Source organism: Paractinoplanes polyasparticus (assembly GCF_019710575.1).
Taxonomy (GTDB): Bacteria; Actinomycetota; Actinomycetes; order Mycobacteriales; family Micromonosporaceae; genus Actinoplanes; species Actinoplanes polyasparticus.
Genome location: NZ_JAHWFK010000027.1, coordinates 117,916 through 133,068, shown reverse-complemented (window position 1 = coordinate 133,068; position 15,153 = coordinate 117,916). Strand labels below are relative to the sequence as shown.

The following is a 15,153-nucleotide window of genomic DNA, read 5'->3' as shown; positions in this document are numbered from 1 at the left end:
AGCGCCTAGCTGCACGCACGGGGCTGAGCGCAGCGCCCGGCTGCAAGCACGAGGCTGAGCGCAGCGCCCGGCCGCACGCACGAGGCTGGGCGCTGCGCCCAGCCATAAACAGCACGAGGCTGAGCGCAGCGCCCAGCCGCAAGCACGGGGCTGAGCGCGGCCTATGCCTGGCGCGGTCTGGACGAAGGGCCGAGCGCTTGCAGCGGCCGGAAGTCGGGCACGAGGCCGGTCCCGTATCGGGCTGGGCCGAGCCAGAAGGAGTTACCGGGGGCCGTAGCCGTCGAAACGGGCCTCGGGGGTCCGGCGGAACTCGTTGTAACCGTTGCTCGCGACCGGCGGCTGGCCGCCACTGTTGCCGCCGTAGACCCCGCCGCCGCCACCCCGCGGCGGCTGACCCTGCGGACCGCGCGGAGGTTGCCCCTGCGGACCACGAGGCGGCTGGCCTTGGGGACCACGCGGGGGCTGACCCTGCGGACCACGCGCAGGCTGGCCCTGCGGACCACGAGGCGGCTGGCCTTGGGGACCACGCGGGGGCTGACCCTGCGGACCACGCGCTGGCTGACCCTGCGGACCACGCGCAGGCTGACCCTGCGGACCACGGGGCGGCTGGCCCTGGGGCGCACGCGGCGGTTGACCCTGCGGACCGCGCGGGGGCTGACCTTGAGGACCGCGCGGGGGCTGACCCTGCGGACCACGCGCAGGCTGACCCTGCGGACCGCGAGGGGGCTGACCCTGCGGGCCGCGAGGCGGCTGACCCTGCGGACCACGCGCAGGCTGACCCTGCGGACCACGCGCTGGCTGACCCTGCGGGCTGCGGGGCGGCTGGCCCTGGGGGCCACGAGGCGGCTGACCGGCCGGGCCCGGGCCGCCCTTGCCGCCGTACACGCCGGCGCGCGCCGGCTGCTGGCCGTTCACCTTGGCCGGAGCGCCGCCGTAGACCCCGTTGGCCTGCGGCTTGCCGCCGTAGACGCCGTTGGCGGCGGGCCCGGACGAGCCGTTCACCACCGGCCCCGACCGCGCCCCGCCATAGACCCCGGCCCGCTGCGGGGCGCCGCCGACACCGATCAACTCGGTCTCGGGGTCGCCCTCGAGCGGGTTCTTGAAGTCGTCGTCGTCGGCCACGGCGGGCAGGGCGGCCATGCGCTTGCGGTGCCGTGTGATCCCCAGCACGCCCGCACCGACCAGGATCAGCCCGAGCAGGCCGACCCCGCCCACGGCGTACGTGATGTCGCTCAGCTCGAGGTTGGCGTACCACTTCTCGCCGCTCTCGTCGCCACCGTTCTTGGCGGCGGTGGCCACAGTGGTGGCCGGCGTGTAGCGGAGGATGTAGTTGGCCGTCCCGGTCTCGCCGTTCATGTCGGAGACCGTGTAGAAGAACTTGCCGTCGGGGCTGTAGCTGATCGCCTCGCCGGTGATCTCGTTGGGCAGGCCGGTCGTGCGCGGCTTGTTCTTGAACGCGCCCAGCACGTCGCCGTTGGTCACGTCCCACTCGAGCGCGTCGGTGTAGGTGCGCAGCGCCACCTTGGTGCCGCCGGGCGCGACCGCGCCGCCGCTGATCGTCTGGTTGCCGATGCGGGCCAGCGGGTTGCCGTCGGTCTGGGTGGCCCCGACGGGAAGCTCGGCGACGCGCTTCATCGGCACGCCGACCTCGTTCTTGGCCTTCAGCGGCGCCGTGGGTTGATAGACGTAGGCCGGCTTGCCGATCTCGCGGGTGACGATCAGCGGCGAGCCGTCGCCGCTGAGCAGCAGCGCCTCGGCGTCGTGGGCGTCACCCTGGGGGTAGCTGAGCCGGTGGATCGTGGGCTCGGCCGAGCCGTTCGACGGCATCGACCAGAGGCTGACGGCCGGGCGGCGCTCCTCGGTGTCGAACTTGTTGTCGCCGATGTCGGCGATCCACAGCTTCGTGCCGTCGGGCGAGAGGATCAGATCCTCCGGGTCGAACGGTCCCTTGCCCGAATACTTGACCGTCTCGGTGACCTCACACTTGGGGTTGAGGAAGAAGATGCGCTTGTGGCTGTCTTTGTCGGTGCTGTCGTTGACGACGACGTAGCCCGACTTGGTGGCGACCAGACCGGACGCCTCGTCGATCCGGTCGTCGCTGATCTTGCACATCTTCTTGCCCGCAACGGCGGGAACGCTGACCGTCGGGGCCGGATCCTCGGCAAACGCCATGGACGGACCGATCATCACCAGCCCGGAGGCCACGATCACCGGGAACACGAGACGCCGCATCCGATCAGTGTCGCATGCGGCGTCCCGTACTGGTGTTACGCGTCAGTCAAGCCCTCACGGCGAAGCGGGGCCTCCGGCACGCTCAGTGCCGGAAGGACTCCAACTCGTTGGCGAGTCGCTCGTCGACGAGGATTCTCATCTCGGTGCCCTCCTCCACATGGAGGGTGTGCAGCACCTGACCGGTCCGATGAATCCGGGCGATCAGATCACCCCGGTCATAGGGCAGCAGAACACGCAGATCCACCGCGGGCTTGGGCAGCCGCTCGGCGATCGCCTGCTGCAGCTCGGCGATGCCCGCGCCGGACCGGGCCGACACGAACACGGCGTCGGGCCATGCGCGCTTCAGCCGCAGCACCGTCTCCTCGTCCGCGGCGTCCATCTTGTTGATCACCAGCAACTCGGGGATGGCGTCGGCGCTCACCTCGGCCAGCACCTCGCGTACGGCGCTGACCTGACCCTCGGGGTCGGGGTGGGCGCCGTCGACGACGTGCACGACCAGATCGGCGTACGACACCTCTTCGAGCGTGGAGCGGAACGCCTCCACGATCTGGTGCGGCAGGTGGCGGACGAAACCGACCGTGTCGGACAGCGTGTAGACGCGCCCGTCTTCGGCCGCGGTGCGACGGGTGGTCGGATCGAGGGTGGCGAACAGCGCGTCCTCGACCAGCACGCCGGCCTGGGTCAGCCGGTTGAGCAGGCTCGACTTGCCGGCGTTGGTGTAGCCGGCGATCGCCACGGCCGGGACGCCGCTGCTCTGCCGGCGCGAGCGCTTGGTCTGACGTACGGTGCGCATGGCCTTGATCTCGCGGCGCAGCTTGGCGATGCGCTGGTTGATGCGGCGACGGTCGGTCTCGAGCTTGGTCTCACCGGGACCACGGGTGCCGACGCCACCGCCGGACCCGCCACCGGCTCCACCGCCCTGGCGGGACAGCGAGTCACCCCAGCCGCGCAGACGCGGCAGCAGGTATTGCAGCTGGGCCAGCTCGACCTGGGCCTTACCCTCTTTGCTCTTCGCGTGCTGGGCGAAGATGTCGAGGATCAGGGCCGTGCGGTCGACGACCTTGACCTTGGTCTGCTGCTCGAGGTTGCGCAGCTGGCTCGGGGAGAGCTCGCCGTCGCAGATGACCGTGTCGGCGCCGGTGGCGATGACCGCGTCGCGCAGCTCTTCGACCTTGCCGCGGCCGATGAACGTGGCCGTGTCGGGACGGGAGCGCCGCTGGATCAGGCCCTCGAGCACCTGGGAACCGGCGGTCTCGGCCAGCGCGGCCAGCTCGGTCAGGGAGTTGTCGGCATCCTCGACGGAGCCCTCGGTCCAGACGCCGACCAGGACGACCCGCTCGAGCCGCAGCTGCCGGTACTCGACCTCGGTGATGTCGGTGAGCTCGGTGGAAAGACCGGCGACGCGCCGTAGCGAGTGCCGCTCCTCGAGCTCGAGTTCCCCGGACGTCACATCCGGCTCGTCGACCTCAAGTACGGGTGCCTGGTAAGTGTTTCGCAAAAGGTGACCTCCTCGGCCCCGATCGTGGCACGTCGCCGTGGTCGGCGCATCCACATAACGTGGCCGGGCGTTCTCGAATGAGTGGCAGGACTATGCACAACGACCCGGATGGAACCCGATATTCCACGGGGGCAAGATTACGGTGACGCACCCACCAATGTCGGAGGGACAACCGTGGTGACGACCCGCCTGCCGAGCGCAGGATTCTCGATCACGATCCGGATAGCTGTTACCGCGGACGCCTCGTCCATCGGCCGGCTCACCACCTGTGTCGGCGAGGCCGGCGCCATCGTGACGGCCCTGGACGTGGTCGATTCCGACCCCACCCGCGTGCTTGTCGACCTCACCTGCGACACCGCCGACTCCAACCACGCCGACCAGGTCGTGAAGCAGCTCGAGGAGCAGGACGGGGTCGACGTCCGCAAGGTCTCCGACCGCACCTTCCTGCTGCACCTCGGCGGCAAGATCGAGGTCACCTCGAAGGTCGCGCTCCGCAACCGCGACGAGCTCTCCCGGGCGTACACGCCGGGGGTGGCCCGGGTCTGCATGGCGATCGCCGAGAACCCGGCCGACGCGCGCCGGTTGACGATCAAGCGCAACACCGTGGCCGTGGTCAGCGACGGCTCGGCCGTGCTGGGCCTGGGCAACATCGGCCCGGCGGCCGCGATGCCGGTCATGGAGGGCAAGGCCGCGCTGTTCAAGCGGTTCGGCGGCGTCGACGCGTGGCCGGTCGTGCTCGACACGCAGGACACGGACGAGATCGTGCGCATCGTCAAGGCGATCGCGCCCGCCTACGGCGGCATCAACCTCGAGGACATCGCCGCCCCGCGCTGCTTCGAGATCGAGGCGCGGCTGCGCGAGCAGCTGGACATCCCGGTCTTCCACGACGACCAGCACGGCACGGCCATCTGCGTGCTCGCGGCGCTGACCAACGCGCTGCGGGTGGTCGGCAAGCGGCTCGAGGACGTGCGCGTCGTGGTCTCGGGCGCGGGCGCGGCCGGCACGGCGATCATGAAGCTGCTGCTACGCCAGGGCGTGGGCGACATCATCGCGTACGACCGGAAGGGCGCCCTGCACCGCGGCATGGCCGACATGTCGGAGACGTGGGAGTGGCTGGCCGAGCACACCAACAAGGGCAACTACTCCGGTGACCTGCCGGGCGCGATCGTGGGCGCCGACGTGTTCATCGGTGTGAGCGCGCCCAACCTGCTCACCGGCGACGACATCGCGAAGATGGCCGAGAAGTCGATCGTCTTCGCGCTGGCCAACCCCGACCCCGAGGTCGACCCGCGCGAGGCTCGCCGGCACGCCGCGGTCGTCGCCACCGGCCGCTCCGACCAGCCCAACCAGATCAACAACGTGCTGGCGTTCCCCGGCGTCTTCCGCGGCATGCTCGACGTGGCCGCCACCGAATTCACCGAGGAGATGGCGCTGGCCGCGGCCAACGCGATCGCCAACGTCGTGGGTGAGGACAAACTCAACCCCACGGTCATCATCCCGAGCGTGTTCGACCCGAAGGTGACCCCGGCCGTGGCGGCAGCCATCCGCGCCGCGGTGCGTGGCCCGGTCGCCGGGACGCACAACGCGGCCGCCCTGCCCGCGGCCGAGCTGGACGAAGCGCCGAAAGAAACGTTCTGAGCCGCGCCGGCCCCGCCGTCGAACTAGCGGCGGGGTCGTCGGCGCCAACCCGGCAACAACGCGAAACAGGCACTACGGCCCGGTCCCACCGGGTACCGGGCCGTGTCGAGGCGGTGCTCGGCATTTGTGCGCCCCTGGTCGATCCGGGGCGCGGCCGAGATTCCGTACCGTATGAATCTGACGTTGATCTTTAGTTTGCCTGCTCCGCGAGGGCGAGGAACTGGCGCTTGGACGACAAGGCCTGCTCGGCTTCCTTGATGCGGCGTTGGTCGCCGGCCGCGCGCGCCCGCTCGAGCCGCGATTCCGCCTCGGCCACCTGCTCCCGCATCTGCTGGAGCAGCGGGTTGTCCTGCGGGGTGGTCTTGCGCCAGGCCGAGTCCATCGCCACGCGGATGCGGTCTTCCGCCGCGCGCCAGCGACGGTCGAGCGACGCCGCCGACTCGCGCGGCACCCGGCCCGCGTCGTGCCAGGCGGCCTGAAGGTCCCGCAGCTTGTTCTGCGCGCCGCGGGGGTCGGCGTCGACGTCGAGCGCCTCGACCTCGGCCAGGATCGCCTGCTTCTTGTCGAGGTTGCCCTTGTATTCCGCGTCGCGCGCCGAGAAGACCTCGCTGCGGCGGGTGAAGAAGGCGTCCTGCGCGGCCCGGAAGCGTTCCCAGAGGCGCTGCTCGGCCTCTTTCGCGGCGCGCGGCGCGGCCTTCCACTCGGCCATCAGCTCCTTGAGCCGGTTGGCCGTGGGCGCCCACTCGGACGATTCGGACAGGCTCTCGGCCTCTTTGACCAGCTCTTCCTTCGCCGTCTGAGCCTGCTTGCGCTGGCCGTCGAGCGTGGCGAAGTGGGCGCCGCGGCGGCGGGTGAAGCCGTCGCGCGCGGTGGCGAACCGCTTCCAGAGCTCACCGTCGGTCTTCTTGTCGACGCCGCGGATGGTCTTCCACTCGTCGAGGATCTCTTTGAGGCGGTCGCCGGCGGACTTCCAGCCGGTCGACTCGGCGGCGATCTTCTCCGCCTCCTCGACCAGGGCCGTCTTGCGGGCGAGGGCCTCGATGCGGGCCTGCTCGCGGGCCGCGCGGGCCTCGCCGGCCTTCTCTTCGGCCAGGCCGGCCAGGCGGTCGAGGCGGGCCGCGAGCCCTTCGATGTCGCCCACCACGTGGGCCTCGTCGAGCTGCTGGCGCAGGCGCTTGACGCTGCTCAGCGAGTGCGACGCGTCGGCGGCGCCCGACTTGAGGCGGGCCTCGACGAGGTCGACCTCGGTCACCAGGTCGGCGAAGCGGCGCGCGAAGTGGGCCAGCCCCTCTTCCGGTGTGCCCGCCTGCCAGGAGCCGACCACACGGTCGCCCTCCGCGGTCTTGACGTACACGGTGCCGTCGGCGTCCACACGCCCGAAGGTTGTCCAGTCGATCATGACCCATCCTCGTCTTCCCGGCGTCCCCGATCTCGCCTGACCGGTGACCACCGCCACAGCACAGTTGAACGCCTAGCTTCTCTACGGCATTCTTTCTCGCGCATTGTCACAGGTCCAACCCGGTTACGGGGAAGCGCCCGACGATGACCGTGGCCAAACCTTGTCCTACCGTTGCTCCGTGCCGTTCGAGACAGCTCCGCGCGTGGTCACTGTCGTCGGGCCGACGGCGGCCGGAAAATCCGCCCTCAGCATCGCCCTCGCCCACGAGCTGGGCGCGGAGGTCGTCAACGCCGACTCCATGCAGCTCTACCGCGGGATGGACATCGGCACGGCGAAACTCACCCCGGCCGAGCGGGACGGCGTGCCGCACCATCTGCTCGACATCTGGGACGTCACCTTCCCGGCGGCGGTGGCCGAGTACCAGGAGCTGGCCCGCGCGGCGATCGACGACATCGCGGCCCGGGGCCGGGTGCCGCTGCTGGTCGGCGGGTCGGGGCTGTACATCCGGGCGGTGCTCGAGGAGTTCGAGTTCCCGGGCACCGATCCCGCCGTCCGGGCGCGGCTCGAGGAGGAGCTGTCTCTCAGCGGGGCCGCGTCATTGCATGACCAGCTCCGCGCGCGCGACCCGGAAGCGGCGGCGAAGATTCTTCCCTCGAACGGGCGGCGCATCGTGCGGGCGCTGGAGGTCATCGAGCTGACCGGGCAGCCGTTCACCGCTTCGCTGCCGGCGCCGACACCTCATTACCCCTCGGTGCAGATCGGCATCGACCGCGACCCCGCCGTGCTGGACGATCGGATCGCCGCGCGCGTCGACCTGATGTGGGAACAGGGCCTGCTCGACGAGGTGCGGGGGCTGATCCCCCGGGGACTGCGCGAGGGGCGTACGGCCGGCCGGGCGCTCGGCTACCAGCAGGCGCTGGCCGAGATCGACGGCTCGCTCAGCTCGGACGAGGCCCGCGCCGACACCGTACGGGGGACCCGCCGCTTCGTGCGGAGGCAGCGTTCCTGGTTCCGGCGCGACCCCTCGATCACCTGGCTCGACGCCGCCGCGCCGACGCTGGTGGCCGACGCGCTGGCGCTTGCGCGAGAATGGACCGCGTGAACTTCACCAAGGGCCACGGCGCCGGCAACGACTTCGTGATCGTCGAGGACGTCGACGGCGCGCTCGACCTGACGCCTTCCCAGGTCGTCGCGTTGTGCCACCGGCGGTTCGGCATCGGCGCCGACGGCGTGCTGCGCGTCGTACGCACCGCCAAGGAGCCGGCCGGCGCCGAACTGGCCGGCGAGGCCGAGTGGTTCATGGACTACCGCAACAGCGACGGCTCGGTCGCCGAGATGTGCGGCAACGGCGTCCGCGTCTTCACGCGCTACCTCGTGTCGCACGGCCTGGCCACCCCGTCGCCCACCGGCATCCCGGTCGCCACGCGAGCGGGCGTCATGCTCGCGATAGTCGAGGGCGACCAGATCCGCGTGCGCATGACGAGCCCCCGGGTGTACGCGGCGAGCACCGCGACGACCGGCCCGCTGACCTTCCCCGGCGTGGCCGTCGACTGCGGCAACCCGCACCTGGTCTGCGGCCTGCACGACGGGCTCTCCCTGGCCTCGCTCGACCTGCACGTGCCGCCCGGCTTCGACCGCGCGCTGTTCCCGGCCGGCGTGAACGTCGAGTTCGTGGTCGGCGCCGCCCCGCTGCCCGAGGCCGACCTGCACGTCGAGATGCGCGTCTTCGAGCGTGGCTCGGGTGAGACGCTGGCCTGCGGCACGGGCGCCCTGGCGGTCGGCGCGGTGGCCCTGCGCGACGCGGGCCTGGCCATGGGCGTGGTCGCGATCGACCTGCCCGGCGGCCGGCTCACGGTCACCCACGACGCCGACGGCAGCTGGTGGCTGGCCGGGCCGGCCGTACTGGTCGCGGCGGGTGAGACCACCCTCGCCTGATGCACAACGTCGCCCACCGCGGCTATTCGGCCGTCGCCCCCGAGAACACCCTGCCCGCGTTCGCTGCCGCCGTCCGGGCCGGCGCGACGCTGATCGAGTTCGACGTCCGCACCACGGCCGACGACGTCCCGGTCGTCATCCACGACCGCACGCTCGACCGCACCACGACCGGTTCCGGCCACCTCTGGGACGTCTCCTACGCCGAGGTGGCAGCCGTCGACGCGGGCTCGTGGTTCTCCCCGGCCTATGCCGGCGTCCGCGTTCCCACCCTGGCCGCGACATTGGAACTGCTCCGCGAGGCCGGCCCCGAGCTGCTGCTGGAGGTCAAGCCCCCGGCCACGCTGCCGCAGGTCAAGACCGTCGTCGAGATGGTCGACGCGTACGGCCTGACCGCCCGCACGATCGTGCAGAGCTTCGACCCGGCGATCCTCCGGCTGGTCCGCGAGGCCGGCCCCGAACTGCGTCGCGGCCTGCTGCGGCTGCGCTTCGAAGCCGACACCGTGCCCCTGGCCGACGAGCTCGAGGTCGTCTGCCTCAACCCGTCGACCGCGGACGTGCTGGGCGACCCGGACACCGTGGCCACGCTGACCGGCCGCGGCATCGGCGTGATGCCGTGGACCGCCAACGACATGTCCGACTGGCCCGAGCTGACGGGGGCGGGCATCGCCGGCCTGATCACCGACCGGGTGGCCGAGCTGACGGGATGGTTCGGGGCACAGGATCAAATGCGAACTCATCCGGTACGGAGTTCGGGCGGCGGCCCGGGCTGACCAGGGGCGCACGGAGTTCGAGCAACGCCTCGACACGGCCGGGCCCCGGTGGGACCGGGCCGATGCGCCACTTTCGCGTTATTGCAGGGCGGCGAGTTCCCGCGGGGAGGCGTTGCCGCCGGTGCAGACGACGGCGACCGTGCGACCGGCGAAACGGTCGGGTTGGTCGAGCAGGGCGGCCAGGCCGGCGGCGCCGGCGCCCTCGGCCAGGGTGTGCGCCGCGGTGGCCAGCAGGCGCTGCGCCTCGGCGATGCGGTCGTCGTCGACGAGCAGGAAATCGGCGAGGTCACGCATGTGCCGCTGCGGCAGGTCGTAACCGCGCCCGGTGGCCAGGCCCTCGATGCGGGTGCGGTTGGGGCGGGTCGCCAGGTCGCCCGAACGCCAGGAATCGTGGGCGGCCGGGGACGACGAGGATTGGACCCCGATGACCTCGCACTTCGGGGCCAGTTCGCGGGCGACCACGGCGGCCGCGGCGGCGCCGGTTCCGCTGCCGACCGGGACGAGGATCGCATCGACGTCGGGGCGGGCGGTGAGGATCTCCTCGTAGAGGGTGCCCACGCCCGCCAGCAGTTCGGGGGTGTCACCCGGGCTGACCAGGCGGTGGCCGGTTCGGGAGGCCAGCTCGACCGCGTGCGCCTCGGAGTCGGCCAGGACGGAACCGGCCAGCACGACCTCGGCGCCCCAGGCCCGGACGGCGGCGACCTTGGACGGGTTGGCGTCCTCGGGCATGACGACCGTGCAGGGCAGGTCGAACAGGTGACTGGCCCAGGCCATCGACTGGGCGTGGTTGCCGGTCGAGTACGTGACGGTGCCGGTCCTCGCGGACGACAACAGGTTCAGCGCGCCGCGGGCCTTGAACGCCCCGACGGGCTGGGTGTTCTCGTGCTTGACGAGCACGGTCGCGCCGACGGCGCCGTTGAGCACCGGGTACGACCACATGGGGGTGGGCGGTAGGTGGCGGGCGACGGTGGTGGCGGCGGCGCGGACGGCGGCGTACGAGAAGTCCATGCTTCGATCCTCGGGCCGCCGAATCCATTGGTCCAATGCCGATTCGTGCGCGAACCTATAGACGTGCTCGATGTGACTCGATTGCGGGTGCTGGCCGCGGTGGCCCGGCACGGAAGTGTCACGGCTGCGGCCGAGGCGCTGCACTACGCCCAGCCGTCGGTGAGCCACCACCTGGCGCGGCTCGAAGCCGAGACCGGCAGCCGGCTGGTGCAACGCGTGGGGCGCGGCATCCGGCTCACCGAGGCCGGGCGCGTGCTCGCCGACCGCGCCGAGGAGATCCTGGGCCGGCTCGACGCCGCCGAGCAGGAACTCGCGGCGCATACCGGGCTGCGGTCGGGACGCGTACGTCTGGCCGCCTTCCCCTCCGCGCTGGGCACCTTCGTACCGGCCGCGGCCGCCGCGTTCGACACCGACCATCCCGAGGTCGAGCTGCGCTTCCGCGAGGCGGAGCCGCCCGAAGCGGTCGACCTGCTGCGCCGGGGCGAGGTGGAGGTCGCGGTGCTGTTCGCCCACGCCGGTGGGCCCGACCTGGCCGGGCTGCGCACCGAGGAGCTGTTCCAGGACCAGACCTACCTGGTGACACCCTCGGACGTCGGCGGCGACCGGCTCGCCGATCACCAGGATCGGCGGTGGATCGGCGGGTGTGAACGCTGCCGCGAGGAGTTGCTGCGCGTCTGCGCGGCGGACGGGTTCACCCCGGACATCCGGTTCACGACCGACGACTACGTGGCCGCTCAGCAGCTCGTCGCCCGGGGGCTCGGCGTCACCACGCTGCCGGCGCTGGCGCTCGCCGCGCACCGGAACCCGGGCGTACGAACCGTGCCGTTGCCCGGACACGCACGCCGGGTGCTCGTCGCCGTCGTGGGCGAGCCGCCCGACCCGCCCGCGACGACGGCGCTGCTGGACAAGCTCAGAGCGCGCAGCCCTGAGTGGCCGGCAGCGGAGCCGGCACACCGATCGTCGGCAGCCCCAGCGAGACGCCCTTGAGCTTCGGGGTGCGGCCGGCCTCGAACGCGTCGCCGGCCCGGGTGCGACGGTGGCTGAGCGGGGCGCCGTCGGCGTTCAGGTGGTGCGGCGCCGCGTACGTCACCACGGTCTCGACGACGTCGCCGGGGCGCGGGGCGAGGTCGCCGGTGGCGAAGTGCACCAGGCGGCCGTCCCGGGCCCGGCCGCTCAGCCGGCCCGTACGCTCGTCCTTGCGCCCCTCGCCGACCGCGACCAGCACCTCGACCTTCTCGCCGACGAGCCGCTTGTTCTCGGCCCAGGTGATCTCTTCGAGCAGGTTAATCAGCCGCACGTAGCGTTCCTGAACGACGGCCTTGGGCAGCTGCTCCTCCATCACCGCGGCGGGCGTGCCGGGGCGCTTCGAGTACTGGAACGTGAACGCGCTGGAGAAACGGGCCCGGCGCACGACCTCGAGCGTCTGCTCGAAATCCTCGTCGGTCTCGCCCGGGAAGCCGACGATGATGTCGGTCGTGATCGCGGCGTCGGGCATCGCGGCCCGCACCTTGTCGATGATGCCGAGGTATTTCTCCTGCCGGTAGCTGCGCCGCATGGCCTTGAGCACGCGGTCGGAGCCGGACTGCAGCGGCATGTGCAGCGAGTGGCAGACGTTCGGCGTCTCGGCCATCGCGGCGATCACGTCGTCGGTGAAGTCCTTCGGGTGCGGGCTGGTGAAACGCACCCGCTCGAGGCCCTCGATCTCGCCGGTGGCGCGCAGCAGCTTGCCGAAGGCGAGCCGGTCGCCGAACTCGACGCCGTACGAGTTGACGTTCTGACCGAGCAGCGTGACCTCGAGGACGCCCTCGGCGACCAGCGCCTCGACCTCGGACAGGATCTCGCCCGGCCGGCGATCCTTCTCCTTGCCGCGCAGCGACGGCACGATGCAGAACGTGCAGGTGTTGTTGCAGCCGACGGAGATCGAGACCCAGCCCGCGTACGTCGATTCCCGCTTGGTCGGCAGCGTCGACGGGAAGACCTCGAGCGACTCGAGGATCTCGACCTCGGCCTCCTGATTGTGCCGGGCGCGTTCGAGCAGCGCGGGCAGCGAGCCGATGTTGTGGGTGCCGAAGACGACGTCGACCCAGGGCGCCTTCTTGACGATGTCGCCGCGGTCCTTCTGCGCCAGGCAGCCGCCGACGGCGATCTGCATGTCGGGGTTCTTCACCTTGGTGGGGCGCAGGTGGCCGAGGTTGCCGTAGAGGCGGTTGTCGGCGTTCTCGCGAACGGCGCAGGTGTTGAACACCACGACATCGGCCGCCTCGGGATCGGCGGCCCGCACATACCCCGCATCCTCCATCAGACCGGAGATGCGCTCGCTGTCGTGCACGTTCATCTGGCAGCCGTACGTGCGCACGTCGTACGTGCGGGCGGCGCTCGGCGTTTCGATGGGGCTCTGCGTTTCGGTAGTCATGGCGATTGACCAGCCTACGCTTCAGGCCGCCGGACGGTCGCGCCGGAGACGCCTCTCGGGGCCGGCGTCGGTCTCCACCTCATCGAGGAGCACCTCGGTCAGGCTGCCGTCCGGCGCGGCGAGAACGAACCCGCCCGGGTCGAGCGAGTCGTCCGGAAGGATGATCTCGACACCCAGCCGGACCGCGACGGCGCTGGCCGCGGTGGCCTCGGCGATGCTCTCCGGCGCCAGATAGACATCGATGACCGTCGGGAAATCACCGCCGACGTGATAGACGTCGCAGAGAACGCCCGTTTTCGCCTCGAGGGGCCCGACCGTGCGCTCCAGGGCGCCGGCGAGCGCGCCGTGGACCCGATCAGCGGGAAGGGACGATGCGGCCGCCCAGTTCCAAAGGCCGCCTGTCGGATCCATGTCAGCCATACCGAACATGGTGGACAATGCCCTCTCTTCACACTCGCTGTGTTACCGCTCCGTGACCATTCTCGGTGTGAACCGATACAAGGGCCCACATAGAGTGTGCCCATCCGGGTGATCCGCCAGAACAGGGACGGTGGTCCAGCAGTGTCCGACGAGGCTCTCATCGTCCTCGACCAGGTCAACAAATACTTCGGCCCGTTGCACGTTCTCGACGACGTGAGTCTCACCGTCGCCAAGGGCGAGGTGGTCGTCGTCATCGGACCGTCCGGTTCCGGCAAGTCGACGCTGTGCCGGGCGATCAACCGGCTCGAGCCGATCAACTCCGGGACGATCACGTTCGACGGCAAGCCGCTGCCCGCCGAGGGCCGGCCGCTCGCGCGGCTGCGCAGCGAGGTCGGCATGGTCTTCCAGTCCTTCAACCTGTTCGCGCACAAGACGATCCTGCAGAACGTCATGCTCGGGCCGATCAAGGTGCGCAAGGAGAAGCCGGCGGCCGTCCGCGACCGGGCGATGAGCCTGCTCGACCGGGTCGGCATCGGCAATCAGGCCGACAAGTACCCGGCCCAGCTCTCCGGCGGTCAGCAGCAGCGCGTGGCAATCGCGCGCGCCCTGGCCATGCAGCCCAAGGCGCTGCTCTTCGACGAGCCCACCAGCGCCCTCGACCCCGAGATGGTCGGCGAGGTGCTCGACGTGATGACGTCGCTCGCCAAAGAGGGCATGACGATGGTCGTCGTCACCCACGAGATGGGTTTCGCGCGGCACGCGGCCAACCGGGTCGTCTTCATGGCCGACGGTCAGCTCGTCGAGCAGGCCCCGCCGGCGGAGTTCTTCGCGAACCCGAAGACCGACCGCGCCCGGGACTTCCTGTCCAAGATCCTCACCCATTGAGACCGGATCGCGACTGATCGGCCTTCGGGCCGCCGTGACCAGCCTCAATTGAGTCCATAAGACACACGAACGACACTCGAGGAGCGACATCATGCGCATCACCCGATTGGCAGCCACGCTCGGAGCGCTCACCATGGCGCTGGCCGTGGCCGCGTGCGGCGGCGACGACGCCGGCAGCGGTTCCGGCAGCGGCGGCGCGAAGGGCATCGAGGGCAAGGCGGCGGGCGGCAAGCTCGTCATCGGCGTCAAGGCTGACCAGCCCGGCCTCGGCCTGCAGTCCGGCTCGGCGTACACCGGCTTCGACGTCGAGATCGGCAAGATCATCGCGAAGGGCCTGGGCGTGCCGGAGAGCGGCATCGAGTGGAAGACCACCGTCTCCGCCAACCGCGAGCCCTACATCCAGCAGGGTCAGGTCGACCTCGTCGTCGCGACCTACACGATCAACGACGAGCGCAAGAAGGTCGTCAACTTCGGCGGGCCGTACTTCATCGCCGGCCAGGACCTGCTCGTGCCGACCGCCTCCACCATCACCGGCCCCGAGTCGCTGGCCGGCAAGCGGGTCTGCTCGGTGAGCGGCTCGACCCCGGCCAAGCGGATCCAGAGCGACTACAAGGACGCCAAGCTCCAGCAGTTCGACACGTACTCGAAGTGCGTGACGGCCCTGGCCGGCGGAAATGTCGACGCGGTCACCACCGACGACATCATCCTCGCCGGGTACGCCGCGCAGGACCAGTACGCGGGCAAGTTCAAGGTGGTCGGCAAGCCGTTCAGCGAGGAGCCGTACGGCATCGGCGTCAAGAAGGACGACGCCGCCGGCTGCAACAAGATCAACGAAATCCTGAAGACCGCGGCCACCGACGGCTCGTACAAGAAGGCGTGGGACGACACGCTGGGCAAGAGCGGCAAGGCGGCGCCGGAGCTCGACGTCTCCAAGCTCACCAACTGCAGCTGATCT

At 70.8% G+C, this 15,153-nt stretch carries 13 protein-coding genes; 7 read left to right on the top strand and 6 right to left on the bottom strand.

The features are described 5' to 3' along the window. Window positions 1-261 precede the first annotated feature (261 nt). Both KXC43_RS25715 and hflX read right to left on the bottom strand, forming a co-directional pair. Entirely contained in the window at window positions 262-2,232 is a 1,971-nt protein-coding gene (locus tag KXC43_RS25715; RefSeq protein WP_221378711.1) for a hypothetical protein, read from the bottom strand. Window positions 2,233-2,314: 82 nt separating this feature from the next. Continuing rightward, window positions 2,315-3,730, bottom strand: a complete 1,416-nt coding sequence (gene hflX, locus KXC43_RS25710; protein ID WP_221378710.1) for a GTPase HflX — start codon at window positions 3,728-3,730, stop codon at window positions 2,315-2,317. A gap of 174 nt (window positions 3,731-3,904) precedes the next feature. Between hflX and KXC43_RS25705 the strand changes: the two genes are divergently transcribed. Beyond that, the gene (locus KXC43_RS25705) at window positions 3,905-5,368 is read left to right on the top strand and encodes an NAD-dependent malic enzyme (RefSeq protein WP_221378709.1); all 1,464 of its coding nucleotides are present in this window, start codon (window positions 3,905-3,907) and stop codon (window positions 5,366-5,368) included. 190 nt (window positions 5,369-5,558) lie between these two features. Here KXC43_RS25705 and KXC43_RS25700 read toward each other — a convergent pair whose 3' ends face one another. Continuing rightward, entirely contained in the window at window positions 5,559-6,767 is a 1,209-nt protein-coding gene (locus KXC43_RS25700) for a DUF349 domain-containing protein (RefSeq protein ID WP_221378708.1), read from the bottom strand. A gap of 178 nt (window positions 6,768-6,945) precedes the next feature. On the opposite strand from KXC43_RS25700, the gene miaA reads away from it, so the two are divergent. The 3 genes from miaA to KXC43_RS25685 are packed head-to-tail and all read left to right on the top strand — an operon-like array spanning window position 6,946 to window position 9,472. Beyond that, on the top strand, window positions 6,946-7,869 hold the full coding sequence (miaA, locus tag KXC43_RS25695; protein WP_221378707.1) for a tRNA (adenosine(37)-N6)-dimethylallyltransferase MiaA: 924 nt from the start codon (window positions 6,946-6,948) through the stop codon (window positions 7,867-7,869). After that, window positions 7,866-8,702, top strand: coding sequence for a diaminopimelate epimerase (gene dapF, locus KXC43_RS25690; protein ID WP_221378706.1), 837 nt, complete (start codon window positions 7,866-7,868; stop codon window positions 8,700-8,702). Before miaA ends, dapF begins: the two co-directional genes overlap by 4 nt. After that, complete coding sequence (locus KXC43_RS25685) at window positions 8,702-9,472, top strand: glycerophosphodiester phosphodiesterase (RefSeq protein WP_221378705.1); 771 nt, start codon at window positions 8,702-8,704, stop codon at window positions 9,470-9,472. Before dapF ends, KXC43_RS25685 begins: the two co-directional genes overlap by 1 nt. Before the next feature lie 78 nt (window positions 9,473-9,550). On the opposite strand, the gene KXC43_RS25680 is transcribed toward KXC43_RS25685, so the two are convergent. After that, on the bottom strand, window positions 9,551-10,480 hold the full coding sequence (locus tag KXC43_RS25680) for a threonine ammonia-lyase (protein WP_221378704.1): 930 nt from the start codon (window positions 10,478-10,480) through the stop codon (window positions 9,551-9,553). A gap of 63 nt (window positions 10,481-10,543) precedes the next feature. Here KXC43_RS25680 and KXC43_RS25675 point away from each other — a divergent pair, with 63 nt between their 5' ends. Further along, window positions 10,544-11,467: a LysR family transcriptional regulator gene (locus tag KXC43_RS25675; RefSeq protein ID WP_221378703.1), complete on the top strand. Its 924-nt coding sequence runs from the start codon at window positions 10,544-10,546 to the stop codon at window positions 11,465-11,467. On the opposite strand, the gene miaB is transcribed toward KXC43_RS25675, so the two are convergent. Both miaB and KXC43_RS25665 read right to left on the bottom strand, forming a co-directional pair. Continuing rightward, the gene (gene miaB / locus KXC43_RS25670) at window positions 11,391-12,893 is read right to left on the bottom strand and encodes a tRNA (N6-isopentenyl adenosine(37)-C2)-methylthiotransferase MiaB (RefSeq protein WP_221378702.1); all 1,503 of its coding nucleotides are present in this window, start codon (window positions 12,891-12,893) and stop codon (window positions 11,391-11,393) included. The two genes, KXC43_RS25675 and miaB, sit on opposite strands and share 77 nt — an antisense overlap. Window positions 12,894-12,914: 21 nt before the next feature. Continuing rightward, window positions 12,915-13,313, bottom strand: a complete 399-nt coding sequence (locus KXC43_RS25665) for a hypothetical protein (RefSeq protein ID WP_221378701.1) — start codon at window positions 13,311-13,313, stop codon at window positions 12,915-12,917. A 141-nt stretch (window positions 13,314-13,454) separates the two neighbouring features. On the opposite strand from KXC43_RS25665, the gene KXC43_RS25660 reads away from it, so the two are divergent. Both KXC43_RS25660 and KXC43_RS25655 read left to right on the top strand, forming a co-directional pair. Next, the gene (locus tag KXC43_RS25660; RefSeq protein WP_221378700.1) at window positions 13,455-14,198 is read left to right on the top strand and encodes an amino acid ABC transporter ATP-binding protein; all 744 of its coding nucleotides are present in this window, start codon (window positions 13,455-13,457) and stop codon (window positions 14,196-14,198) included. A 91-nt stretch (window positions 14,199-14,289) separates the two neighbouring features. Continuing rightward, window positions 14,290-15,150 carry a glutamate ABC transporter substrate-binding protein gene (locus KXC43_RS25655; protein ID WP_221378699.1) on the top strand — a complete coding sequence of 287 codons (861 nt, stop codon included), beginning with the start codon at window positions 14,290-14,292 and terminating at the stop codon, window positions 15,148-15,150. Window positions 15,151-15,153 lie beyond the last annotated feature (3 nt).